The sequence below is a fragment of the Streptomyces minutiscleroticus genome (genome assembly GCF_014650875.1).
GTDB classification, from domain to species: domain Bacteria; phylum Actinomycetota; class Actinomycetes; order Streptomycetales; family Streptomycetaceae; genus Streptomyces; species Streptomyces minutiscleroticus.
In genome coordinates, this window is the sequence record NZ_BMVU01000015.1 from 17,792 (window position 1) to 29,858 (window position 12,067).

Here is a 12,067-nt window from a genome sequence, read left to right on the forward strand (position 1 = left end):
CCGGCCGCGTCCGGACGTCAGTCGAAGTAGTCCGGCTGCGTCTGGACGTTGAGCTCGTCCAGGCGGACCTTCTTGGCCGGGTCGGTGCGCCGGTCGTCGAGCTTCAGCACGTCGAAGCCCTTGGCGATGTCGTTCGAGTAGATGTGGCCGTTGTAGTAGTACGCCGACCAGGAGCCGCCGGTGACCAGGGACTCGGTGCTCAGCGGACCGCGCTCGAAGTAGGCGATCTCCTTGGGCCTGGCGGAGTCGGTGAAGTCCCAGACGGAGACGCCGCCCTGGTACCACGCCTGGACCATGAGGTCCTTGCCCTTGACCGGGATCAGCGAGCCGTTGTGGGCGACGCAGTTCTCGGTGTCGGCCTGGTGGCGCGGGATCTTGAAGTAGCTGCGGAAGACGAGCTTGCGCTTGTCGCCCTTGCCGACGATGTCGTAGATGCCGTCGGCGCCGCGGTCCGGGCCGGTGGCCGCGTTGCAGGTGGCCGCGCCGCCGCCGCCCAGCTCGTCGGTGAAGACGACCTTGTTCGCCTTCTGGTTGAAGGTCGCCGAGTGCCAGAACGCGAAGTTGACGTTGTCCTGGACCCGGTCGATGACCTTCGGGTGCTCCGGGTCCTTGATGGAGAACAGGATGCCGTCGCCCATGCAGGCGCCGGCCGCGAGGTCCTCGGAGGGCAGCACGGTGATGTCGTGGCAGCCGGTGGTCTTGGACACGCCCGGGTTGGTGGGCGCGCCCGGGTTGCCGCCGCCGTCCGCGCCCTCACCGGGGAAGAGCACCGGGAAGTTCACGACCGCCGCCTTCTGCGGGGCCTTGCGCGGCACCTTGATGACGGAGATGCCGTCGTGCGGCGGCTGGCAGTCGGGGAACGCGGCGCTCGGCGAGTACGAGGAGACGTAGACGTAGACGTTCTTGCGCTCCGGCACCAGCGTGTGGGTGTGGGAGCCGCAGGCGGTCTCGACGGCGGCGACGTACTTGGGGTTGCGCTTGTCGCTGATGTCGAAGACCTTCATGCCCTCCCAGGAGGACTTCTCGGTCGCGGGCTGCGTGGTGCTGTTGCAGGAGTCGTCGCTGCGCGAGGAGTCGGTGGAGAGGAAGAGCAGGTTCCCGGAGACGGAGATGTCGTTCTGCGATCCGGGACACAGCACCTGGGAGACCGTCTTCGGCTTCTTCGGGTTGCTGATGTCGAAGATGCGGAAACCGTCGTAGTTGCCGGCGAAGGCGTACCTGCCCTGGAAGGCCAGGTCCGAGTTGGTGCCCGGGAGCACGTCCTTGGGGATGTTGGTCAGGTGCTCGATGTTGTCCGAGTGGACGACCTCGTCCTGCGCGGGGATGTCGCCGCCGGCTATCGCCTCCTTGGCCTCGGCCTGCGCCGACCTGGAGACCTTCTTCTCCGCGGCGGGGGCGTCCCCGGGGTCGGGGGTCGCGGCCGCCGGGCCGGCCGTCAGCAGCGCGGCCAGGAGTCCCGCCGCCGTGGCGGCGACTCCCAGGCGTCTGCGCCGCGTTCGGGAAATGTTCAACAGGGTCACTGCGTCCTCCCTTGCCGCCGTTCGCAGATGAACGGTTCAGGCACCACGCAGTATCGTCGTCATCATGGACAGATCAACAGGTGGCAACGTACTCGTAATGAAAGTTTCCGATCACCCGAGCACGGAGACGTGCTAGGACGGTTCCCGGCACTCACGAGGTGTCCACCGGTCCGTGTACCCCAACCAGGAGGTTGCCGTGGTGTCTCTCCGTCCGTCCGTGCGCGCGCTCGTGGTCGCGGCCTGCGCCGCGCTGGCGCTCGCGGGCTGCTCCGGGCCGGACGACGACGGCGCCGGGGCCGAGGGCACGGGCCCCTCGGTGATCGCCCCCGGGAAGCCCGGCGAGGCGGCCGAGACCCTCTCCGCCCAGGAGGCCGCGGAGCACCGCGCGGAGGACGACTCGCCCAACTCCGCCGACTTCTCCTACGCCCGCATGATGATCGAGCACCACACGCAGGCCGTGGAGATGACCGCGCTGGTTCCGGACCGGGCGGAGTCCTCGCGGCTCAAGCGGCTCGCCGAACGGATCTCGGCCGCTCAGGGCCCGGAGATCGAGGCCATGCGCGGCTGGCTGAAGAACCACGACGGCGGCGAGCGGGACGCACGGACGGGCCACGACCACGCGGCGATGCCCGGGATGGCCACGCAGGCGCAGCTGAAGAAGTTGCGCGCCGCGAAGGGCGAGGCGTTCGACGAGCTCTTCCTGAAGCTGATGATCACCCACCACGACGGCGCCATCGCCATGGCCACGGACGTGCTCGCCCAGGGCAACAACATCCAGATCGGCGAGATGGCCGACGACGTGATCTCCCAGCAGACAGTGGAGATCACGAAGATGCGCGACATGACCTAGGCGGACGCCGGGGGCGGGTGCGTGCTCCTGGCCACCGGGGCGGCGGAAGCGTTCCCCGGCCGCGTCCGCGGGGCGGCGCGTTCCGTTCGCGTCCGCTTCCGGACTTCGGCCGTCCGGCGGTCTTCCCCCTCCCCCGGCGCACCGCACGGTGCGATGCTGGGGCCAGGAGCGACTCCTCGCATCCCTCGGTCAAGGAGTTCCGCCGTGCTGCATGTCGCCGTCGTCGGTTCGGGGCCGAGCGGGGTCTACACCGCGCAGAGCCTCGTCGGGCAGAGCCTGGTGCCCGGGGTCCGGGTGGACGTCCTGGACCGGCTGCCCTGCCCGTACGGCCTGGTGCGCTACGGCGTGGCCCCCGACCACGAGAAGATCAAGTCGCTGCAGGACACCCTGCGGGCGGTACTGGAGCACGAGCGGGTGCGCTTCCTCGGCGGCGTCCAGGTCGGCGGCCCCGGCGGCGTGCCCGCCGCCCGGCTGCGCGCGCTCTACCACGCGGTCGTGTACTGCGTGGGCGCCGCCGCCGACCGGCGCCTCGGGATCCCCGGCGAGGACCTGCCCGGCAGCCGCTCGGCGACCGAGTTCGTGTCCTGGTACAGCGCGCACCCGGACGCGCCGCCCGACGGTTTCGTCCCGGACGCGCGGACGGCCGTGGTCGTCGGCGCCGGCAACGTCGCCCTGGACGTCACCCGCATCCTCGCCCGCGGCAGTACGGAGCTGAGCCCCACCGACATGCCGCAGGCGGCCCTGGACGCCCTGGCCGGCAGCCGGGTGCGCGAGATCCTGATGGTGGGCAGGCGCGGGCCCTCCCAGGCCCGCTTCACCACGAAGGAGCTGCGCGAACTGGGCACCCTCCCGGACACCGACGTCATCGTGGACCCCGGCGAACTGGCGCTGGACCCGGCGTACACCGACCCCTCCGGCCTGCCCGCCGCACAGCGCCGCAACGTCGAGGTGCTGCGGGCGTGGGCCGGGCGGCCGGCGCGGCCGGCCGCCTCACGCCGCATCCGGCTGCGGTTCTTCCTGCGCCCGGTGGAGCTGCTCGCGGACGGCGGACGGGTCGGCTCGGCGCGCTTCGAGCGGACGGCGCCGGACGGGAGCGGCGGGGTGCGGGGCACGGGACGGTACGAGGAGGTCGAGGCGCAGCTGGTGCTGCGCTCGGTCGGCTACCGGGGGGTCCCGCTGGACGGGCTTCCCTTCGACGCCGGGCACGGCACGGTGCCGCACGCCGCGGGACGCGTCCTGCGGGGCGGCGCGGTCGCCCCCGGCGAGTACGTCGCGGGCTGGATCAAACGGGGCCCGACGGGCGTCATCGGCACCAACCGCCCGTGCGCGAAGGAGACCGTCGCGTCCCTGCTGGAGGACGCGCCCGCGCTCATGCGGCGGGCCCTGCCCGGCGACCCGCTCGCGGGGCTGCGCGCGGACGGGGTCGCGCCGGTCGGGTGGACCGGATGGCAGGCGATCGAGCGGGCGGAGGCGGAGCTGGGCGCCTCGCTCGGGCGGGGCGTGGTCAAGCTGCCCGACTGGGCGTCGCTGCTGGCGGCGGCGCGGGCGGGGAACGCGTGACGCGCATCGCGACCCGCGACACTGCGACCCGCGACCCGCGATCCGCAGCACCACGACCCACGGCGCCGTGACCGACGCCGTCACGACCCACAGCACCACGACCCACGCCGTCACGACCCACGGCGCCGTGACCGACGCCGTCACGACCCACAGCACCACGACCCACGCCGTCACGACCCACGCCGTCACGACCCACGGCGCCGTGACCGACGCCGTCACGTCCCAAGGCGTCCCGGCGGCGCCCGGTGTACGCATCGCAGCTCGCGTGGCACGCACCGCGTGACGGCGCCTCCGCCGCCGTCGTCCGGTCGTTGACCGGCCGTCAACCGGCCGTCGACCGATCGCCGGCCGGCCGGCAGCCGGTGGCGGAGCGCCCGCGGCGGAGTCCCGGACGCGCCCCTCGGGCATGACACCTCTCGGCAACACAGACGAAATCAACAAACTGTTTAAGGCGCTTACTGTCTCCTCCAGCCCGCACCGCCCGGGCCTCCGGCCCCGCCACGCCGGTGCCCGCAGCGTTCCGCGTCCCCTGCCCGTCGCCGTTCTGGAGTGCCCATGGCCACCACCGTTCCCGTGCATCCCGTCGACGAAGTGCCACCCGTCCGCCGACTCGCCGCCTTCGGCCTGCAGCACGTCCTCGCCATGTACGCGGGCGCCGTGGCCGTCCCGCTGATCGTCGGCGGCGCGATGGGGCTGCCGCCCGCGGACCTGGCCTACCTGATCACGGCGGACCTGCTGCTGTGCGGCGTCGCGACGCTCATCCAGTGCGTGGGCTTCTGGCGGTTCGGGGTGCGCCTGCCGATCATGCAGGGCTGCACCTTCGCCGCCGTGTCGCCGATGGTGCTGATCGGCACGGAGGGCGGCGGGCTCCCCGCGATCTACGGCTCCGTGATCGTCGCGGGACTCGCGATCATCCTGCTCGCACCGGTCTTCGGGAAGCTGCTGCGGTTCTTCCCGCCGCTGGTCACCGGCACCGTCATCCTGATCATCGGAGTCTCCCTGATGCCGGTCGCCGGCAACTGGGCGGCGGGCGGCCAGGGGGCGGAGGACTTCGGGGAGCCGAAGAACCTGGCGCTCGCCGGTTTCGTCCTGCTCGTGGTGCTCGGCGTGCAGCGCTTCGCGCCGGTGTTCCTGAGCCGGATCGCCGTCCTCGTCGGCATCGCGGCCGGCCTCGCCGTCGCCGTGCCGTTCGGCTTCACGGACTTCGGCGGGGTCGGGGACGCCGACTGGCTCGGCGTCAGCACGCCGTTCCACTTCGGCGCGCCCTCCTTCGAGGTCTCGGCGATCGCGTCGATGCTGGTCGTGGCCGTGGTGACGATGACCGAGACGACGGGCGACCTGATCGCGGTCGGCGAGATGACCGGGCGGAGGGTCGAACCGCGCCCGCTGGCCGACGGACTGCGGGCCGACGGCCTCTCCACCGTCCTCGGCGGCGTCTTCAACACCTTCCCGTACACGGCGTACGCGCAGAACGTCGGGCTCGTCGGCATGACGCGCGTCCGCAGCCGCTGGGTCGTCGCCACCGCCGGCGGCATCCTCGTCCTGCTCGGCCTGCTGCCCAAGCTGGGCGCGGTGGTCGCGGCGGTCCCGGCGCCGGTGCTCGGCGGCGCGGGCCTGGTGATGTTCGGGACGGTCGCCGCGAGCGGCCTGCGCACGCTCGCCCGCGTCGACTTCCGGGGCAACCACAACCTCACCGTCGTAGCCGTCCCGGTCGCCGTGGGCACCCTGCCGGTCGGCGTGCCGGCGGTCTACGAGAAGTTCCCCGACTGGTTCCAGACGGTCATGAACAGCGGCATCAGCGCCGGCTGCCTGACGGCGATCGTGCTGAACCTGCTCTTCAACCACCTGCCCGGGAAGGCGGGTCGGGCCGGCGGGACCACTGCGGGCAGCGCCGCGGACGACGCCGGGGGCGGTGACGGCGTCCCGGCCGTCGACGACATCCCCGCCGCCGTTGACGCCCCGGCCGCCGGGGGCGGCGGTCCCGCCGGCGGTGCCTCAGCCGGCGTCGGCCTGCCGGCGGGCCGCCGCGAGGACGCTGTCGAGAAGGCCCGGGAAGAGAGCGTCTAGGTCGTCCCGGCGAAGCCCGTTCATCTTGGCGGTGCCGCGGTAGACCTGCCGGACGACGCCGCTCTCGCGCAGCACCCGGAAGTGGTGCGTGGTGGTGGACTTGGTGACGGGCAGGTCGAAGTGCGAACACGGGAGCTCGCCGCCGTCGGCGGCGAGCTCCCGCACGACCCGCAGGCGCACCGGGTCGGAGAGCGCGTGCAGCACGGACTCCAGCCGGATCTCCGTGCGGGCGGGGTGCGGAAGGGCGCGGCTGCCGGCCGGGGCTGCGGTCGTCACGACGGCTCCAGTTCGTCCGTGGCGGCACCTCCGAGGGTCGTCCGGAGGCCAGGGGCGGTCCCACTCCGTCATGGACGCCCGCGCGGCTCATTGTACGAGCGGCGCCGTTGTTTGACAGTCGACGTACTACGGTGTCTACCGTATGAATCGACCCCGACCCCACGCTGTCGAATGGAGTCCGACGTGAGCGCGCTGTTCGAGCCCTTCACCCTGCGCGGCCTGACCCTCCCCAACCGGGTCTGGATGGCCCCGATGTGCCAGTACTCGGCCGCACCGGAGGGCCCGGGGACCGGGGCGCCCACCGACTGGCACCTCGTCCACTACGGGGCCCGCGCGACCGGCGGCACCGGCCTGATCCTCGTGGAGGCCACCGCCGTCTCCCCCGAGGGCCGGATCTCCCCGTACGACCTGGGCATCTGGAACGACACGCAGGTCGAGGCGTTCCGCCGCGTCACGGACTTCCTGCGGTCGCAGGGCACCGTGCCGGGCATCCAGCTGGCGCACAGCGGCCGCAAGGCCTCCACCGACCGCACCTGGACGGGCGGCGCCCCGCTCGGCGCGGACGACGCCCACGGCTGGCAGCCGCTCGGCCCGAGCCCGGTCGCCTTCGACGCGGGCCACCCGGTGCCCACGGAACTGACGGCGGAGCAGATCCGGGAGGTCGTCGGGCAGTTCGCGGACGCGGCGCGGCGGGCGCTGGCCGCCGGGTTCGAGGTGGCCGAGGTCCACGGCGCGCACGGCTACCTGATCCACGAGTTCCTCTCCCCGCACTCCAACCACCGCACCGACGCGTACGGCGGCTCGTACGAGAACCGCGTCCGCTTCGCGCTGGAGGTCGTCGACGCCGTGCGCGCCGTGTGGCCGGACGACAAGCCGCTCCTCTTCCGCGTCTCCGCCACCGACTGGCTGGAGGAGGGCGGCTGGACGGCCGACGACACCGTGCGCCTGGCCGCCGACCTCAAGGAGCACGGCGTGGACCTCCTCGACGTCTCCACCGGAGGCAACGCCGCGGGCGTCCGCATTCCCGTCGGCCCCGGCTACCAGGTGCCCTTCGCCGCCCGGGTGAAGGCCGGGACGGGCCTGCCCGTGGCCGCCGTCGGCCTCATCACCGAGGCGGAGCAGGCCGAGAAGATCCTGACCAACGGCGAGGCCGACGCGGTGCTGCTCGGCCGCGAACTGCTGCGCGACCCGTCGTGGGCCCGCCACGCCGCCCGCGCGGCGGGCGCCGCGGTGCACGTGCCGGACCAGTACCACCGGTCCGTCTGACGCGCCCGGGGCGGACGGCGCACCTCCCCTCCCTGTCCCCTCTTCCCCGTCGGGATCGTCCCGGCCGACGGGGAAGAGGGGACGGGCCGCCTCCGCCGGGGCCGGGGAACGCCTCCGGACCCGCACACGCGCCGCTCGGTTCCGGCCGCCTCCGGGGTCGGCCGGAACCGAGCGGCGCGAGGCGTTGACCAGAAAGCGCTTGCACTCTACGGTCCGTTCAGCGATGCGACCCGGCACCACTGCTTCGCCCGCGCTTCCCGCGCACCGAGAACAGCATGGCGTACGACATTCACGTACATGGCCCGGATCGAGCCGTGATTCCCGGGCCTCGGCACGCGACAGAAGGAATCGGGACATGACTTCCTCGATACGTCCACGCGTCCGCGGACGCGCACCGGCCGGCACACTGGCGGCCTTCGGCCTTGCGATTGGCATGCTCGCGACAGTCAGCACCCTGTCTCCGGCCAGTGCCGCCACCTGGCCCACCGCCAACGGCAGCCAGGCGGTCTCCTCCACCATCTCCGTGTCCGGCACCAAGGACTACGGGATGAAGCGCCTCTACGGCAGCGGCGACCTGGGCAACGGCAGCCAGGACGAGGACCAGGGGCCGATCCTGGAGCTCGCCGCGGGCGCCGTCCTGAGGAACGTCGTCATCGGCTCCCCCGCCGCGGACGGCATCCACTGCCTGGGCGGCTGCACGCTGCAGAACGTCTGGTGGGAGGATGTCGGCGAGGACGCGGCGACGTTCAAGGGCTCCTCCTCGTCCAGCGTGTACACGGTCTCCGGCGGCGGCGCCAAGGAGGCCGGCGACAAGGTGTTCCAGTTCAACGGCGCCGGCACTCTGAACGTCTCCGACTTCGCGGTGCAGAACTTCGGCACCTTCGTCCGCTCCTGCGGCAACTGCAAGACGCAGTACAAGCGGACGATCAACCTCAACGGCGTCGAGGCGACGTACAAGGGCAGCCGGCTCGTCGGCATCAACACCAACTACGGTGACAGCGCGACCCTGAAGGGCATCACGGTCGTCGGGGACAGCGGCAAGAAGATCGTTCCGTGCCAGAAGTACATCGGCAACAACACGGGCGCGGAGCCGAGCACCAACGGCAGCGGTCCCGACGGCACGTACTGCAAGTACGCGACGTCCGACATCACCTACAGGTGACCCGTCCGCGGTGAGGGCGGCGGCCGCGCGGAGCGCTCCCCAACGGCGCTCCGCGCGGCCGTCGCCTTTCCCCTCGGTGCACCGCCCCGACCTGCGGCGCAGCCCCGCCGGAGGGGCACTGTCAGTGCCGGGGTGCAGACTGACCGTGTCTGAGACGACGACGTCCCGGAGGTGGTCGGCATGACCGACGTACTGCTGGCGGTGGGTACGCGCAAGGGCCTGTTCATCGGGCGGCGGCGCGGCGGCGCCTGGGAGTTCGACGAGCGCCCGTACTTCAACGCGCAGGCGGTGTACTCCGTCGCGATCGACACCCGCGGCGACACGCCGCGGCTGCTCGCCGGAGGGGACAGCACGCACTGGGGACCGTCCGTGTTCCGCTCCGACGACCTCGGCCGCACCTGGACCGAGTCCGCCGCGCCCGCGATCAAGTTCCCCGAGGACACCGGGGCCTCGCTGGAGCGGGTGTGGCAGCTGCACCCGTCGGCGGCCGAGCCGGACGTGGTGTACGCGGGCACGGAACCGGCCGCGCTGTACCGCTCGGCGGACCGCGGCGAGACCTTCGAGCTCGTGCGGCCCCTGTGGGAGCACCCCACCCGGTCCAAGTGGGTGCCCGGGGGCGGCGGCGAGGGCCTGCACACGGTCCTGACCGACGCGCGCGACGCGCGGGCCGTCACGGTCGCCGTCTCCACCGCCGGGGTGTTCCGCACGGAGGACGGCGGAGAGAGCTGGCGGCCGTCCAACTCCGGCGTCTCCGCGGTCTTCCTGCCCGACCCGGACCCGGAGTTCGGCCAGTGCGTGCACAAGGTCGCCCGGGACGCGGCCGACCCGGACCGCCTCTACCTCCAGAACCACTGGGGGGTGTACCGCAGCGACGACGCGGGCGCGCACTGGACGGACATCGGAGCGGGGCTGCCGTCCACGTTCGGCTTCGCCGTGGCCGCCCACCCCCACCGCGGCGGCACGGCGTACGTGTTCCCGATCACCGCCGACGCGGACCGGGTGCCCGCGGACCGCCGCTGCCGGGTCTTCCGCACGGCGGACGCGGGCGGGAGCTGGCAGCCGCTCGCGGCGGGGCTGCCGGACGGCGACCACTACGGCACGGTGCTGCGCGACGCCCTGTGCACGGACGACGCGGACCCGGCGGGCGTCTACTTCGGCAACCGCAACGGCGAGGTGTACGCGTCGGCCGACGACGGCGACAGCTGGCGGCCGCTGGCCTCCCATCTGCCGGACGTCCTGTGCGTGCGCGCCGCGGTGGTCGCGTGAGCGCGGCGCGGGGCGGACGCCGGGTCCGGGTCCGGGTCCGGAACAGACACCCGGAACGGGCGGGAAAGGGCACGTCCGGCGTCCCGCCGGTCGTCCGCGGCCAACCCCGGACCACCGGTTCACCGGCCCCGCGTGTACGGCAGTAGGGTGACGCCGTGGCACCACGACCCTTGCATGAGATTGTCGAACCGGGCTGGGCGAAGGCCCTGGAACCGGTGGCCGGACGGATCGCCGCGATGGGGGACTTCCTGCGGGCGGAGATCGCCGCGGGACGCACCTACCTCCCCTCCGGAGCGAACGTCCTCCGCGCCTTCCAGCAGCCCTTCGACGAGGTGAGGGTCCTGATCGTCGGTCAGGACCCCTACCCGACGCCGGGGCACGCCGTGGGACTGTCGTTCTCGGTGGCCCCCGACGTGCGTCCACTGCCCGGCAGCCTCGTCAACATTTACCGCGAGCTCACCACCGACCTCGGACTGCCCCAGCCGTCCAACGGCGACCTGACGCCGTGGACCGAGCAGGGCGTCCTGCTGCTCAACAGGGCGCTCACCACGGCACCGCGCCGCCCCGCCGCCCACCGCGGCAAGGGGTGGGAAGAGGTCACCGAGCAGGCGATCCGGGCGCTGGCCGCCCGCGGGCGTCCGCTGGTGTCGATCCTGTGGGGCCGGGACGCGCGCAACCTCCGCCCGCTGCTGGGCGACCTGCCGTCGGTGGAGTCGGCCCACCCCTCGCCCATGTCGGCGGACCGGGGCTTCTTCGGTTCGCGCCCCTTCAGCCGCGCCAACGAGCTGCTGGCCCGTCAGGGAGCCGAACCGGTGGACTGGCGACTGCCGTGACACGGGCCGGGGCGGACCGCGGCCCGCGACGCGCCGTCCTGGGCGTGGACTCGGGCGGTTCGGGCCTGCGGGTCGCCCTCGGCCTCATCCCCTCCCCCGGCCCGGCGGCCGGTTCCGGTGCGGACAGTGCGGACGGCCCGGACCTCGTGGCGGCGGGCCGGTCGCGCACGGAGGAGCCGGTGCGCACGGGCCCGCGCGGCATCGACCCCGGGCACCTGGCGGAGCAACTGCTCCCGCGGGCACGGGACCTGATGGCCCGTACGGGCGTGACGGAGCTGAGCGCCGTGGCCGTCGGGGCGGCCGGCATGGCCACGCTCGGCGACGCCCTGCGCGCCGAACTGCCCGCGGCGCTCGCGCGCGACCTCGGCGTGCGCAGGCTCGCCCTCGCCGCCGACGCCGTCACCGCCTACGCCGGGGCGCTCGGCGCGCGGCCGGGCGCGGTGATCGCGGCGGGCACGGGCCTGATCGCGGTCGGCACGGACCTGGGGAGCTGGCGCCGGGCGGACGGCTGGGGCCACCTGCTCGGCGACTGCGGCGGCGGCGCGTGGATCGGCCGCGCGGGCCTGGAGGCGGCGCTGCGCGAGCACGACGGGCGGACCGGCGGCTCGGCGGCCCTGCTGGCCCGCGCCGAGGCGCTGCTCGGCCCGGCGGCCGCGCTGCCGGGCCGGCTGTACCCGCGCCCCGACCGGCCCGCCGTGCTCGCCTCCTTCGCGCCCGAGGTGGCCGCCTGCGCGGCCGGCGACCCGGTCGCGGCGGGCATCCTGCGCGCGGCGGCCGGGCACATGGCCGACTCGGCGGCCGCCGTCTGCCCCGGCGGCCGGGACGCCCGGATCGCGCTCACCGGCGGCCTGTCCCGGCTGGGCGACGCCCTCCTCGTACCGCTGCGCGAGGAGCTGGCGCGGCGCGTGCCGCACGCACGGCAGGTGCCGCCCTCCGGCGACCCCCTGGACGGCGCCCTGCGCATCGCCGCCGACCTGGCCGCCGGCACGCTCACGCTCCCCCGTGACACGCGGATGCTGCACGTGGCGGCGGACGGCTGACGGCTGACGGGCGGCTGCCGGACGGCCGCACGGCGCGCCTGCCCGGACACCCGCGCGACCCGGCACCCGCACGGCCGGAGAACGGCGGCCCCGGGGACCGCACGACGGGAACCGGACGACCGCAGGCGCGGGGGCCGGCGACCGCAAGGGCGAGGGCCGGGCGACCGTATGGCCGCGGCTTGTGCGAGGGTCCGGGCGATTGCTGCCGGAGTGGGACCGATCGGCGC

Annotated in this window: 11 protein-coding genes; 9 read left to right on the top strand and 2 right to left on the bottom strand. The window is 73.8% G+C overall.

What is annotated here, in order from left to right; translation table 11 throughout:
- Positions 1–17: 17 nt before the first annotated feature.
- Positions 18–1,520, bottom strand: coding sequence for an LVIVD repeat-containing protein (locus IE271_RS16925; RefSeq protein ID WP_190191154.1), 1,503 nt, complete (start codon positions 1,518–1,520; stop codon positions 18–20).
- Between the two features lie 199 nt (positions 1,521–1,719).
- Here IE271_RS16925 and IE271_RS16930 point away from each other — a divergent pair, with 199 nt between their 5' ends.
- The 4 genes from IE271_RS16930 (at position 1,720) to IE271_RS16945 (ending at position 5,997) form a co-directional block, all read left to right on the top strand.
- Positions 1,720–2,370, top strand: a complete 651-nt coding sequence (locus IE271_RS16930; protein ID WP_190191270.1) for a DUF305 domain-containing protein — start codon at positions 1,720–1,722, stop codon at positions 2,368–2,370.
- A 204-nt stretch (positions 2,371–2,574) separates the two neighbouring features.
- Complete coding sequence (locus tag IE271_RS16935; RefSeq protein ID WP_190191155.1) at positions 2,575–3,930, top strand: FAD-dependent oxidoreductase; 1,356 nt, start codon at positions 2,575–2,577, stop codon at positions 3,928–3,930.
- 67 nt (positions 3,931–3,997) lie between these two features.
- Positions 3,998–4,213 (top strand): hypothetical protein, encoded by a 216-nt coding sequence (locus tag IE271_RS16940; protein ID WP_190191156.1) that lies wholly within the window; start codon positions 3,998–4,000, stop codon positions 4,211–4,213.
- 272 nt (positions 4,214–4,485) lie between these two features.
- Complete coding sequence (locus tag IE271_RS16945; protein ID WP_190191157.1) at positions 4,486–5,997, top strand: nucleobase:cation symporter-2 family protein; 1,512 nt, start codon at positions 4,486–4,488, stop codon at positions 5,995–5,997.
- Here the strand turns inward: IE271_RS16945 and IE271_RS16950 are convergent.
- Complete coding sequence (locus IE271_RS16950; protein ID WP_229919380.1) at positions 5,926–6,273, bottom strand: ArsR/SmtB family transcription factor; 348 nt, start codon at positions 6,271–6,273, stop codon at positions 5,926–5,928. The genes IE271_RS16945 and IE271_RS16950 overlap by 72 nt on opposite strands.
- 183 nt (positions 6,274–6,456) lie before the next feature.
- On the opposite strand from IE271_RS16950, the gene IE271_RS16955 reads away from it, so the two are divergent.
- The 5 genes from IE271_RS16955 (at position 6,457) to IE271_RS16975 (ending at position 11,840) form a co-directional block, all read left to right on the top strand.
- Complete coding sequence (locus tag IE271_RS16955) at positions 6,457–7,539, top strand: NADH:flavin oxidoreductase/NADH oxidase (protein WP_190191159.1); 1,083 nt, start codon at positions 6,457–6,459, stop codon at positions 7,537–7,539.
- Positions 7,540–7,894: 355 nt separating this feature from the next.
- Positions 7,895–8,701, top strand: coding sequence for a pectate lyase (locus IE271_RS16960; RefSeq protein WP_190191160.1), 807 nt, complete (start codon positions 7,895–7,897; stop codon positions 8,699–8,701).
- 180 nt (positions 8,702–8,881) lie between these two features.
- Positions 8,882–9,967 (top strand): WD40/YVTN/BNR-like repeat-containing protein, encoded by a 1,086-nt coding sequence (locus IE271_RS16965; RefSeq protein WP_190191161.1) that lies wholly within the window; start codon positions 8,882–8,884, stop codon positions 9,965–9,967.
- 155 nt (positions 9,968–10,122) lie between these two features.
- Entirely contained in the window at positions 10,123–10,800 is a 678-nt protein-coding gene (locus tag IE271_RS16970; protein ID WP_190191162.1) for a uracil-DNA glycosylase, read from the top strand.
- Positions 10,797–11,840 carry an N-acetylglucosamine kinase gene (locus IE271_RS16975; RefSeq protein WP_190191163.1) on the top strand — a complete coding sequence of 348 codons (1,044 nt, stop codon included), beginning with the start codon at positions 10,797–10,799 and terminating at the stop codon, positions 11,838–11,840. Before IE271_RS16970 ends, IE271_RS16975 begins: the two co-directional genes overlap by 4 nt.
- Positions 11,841–12,067 lie beyond the last annotated feature (227 nt).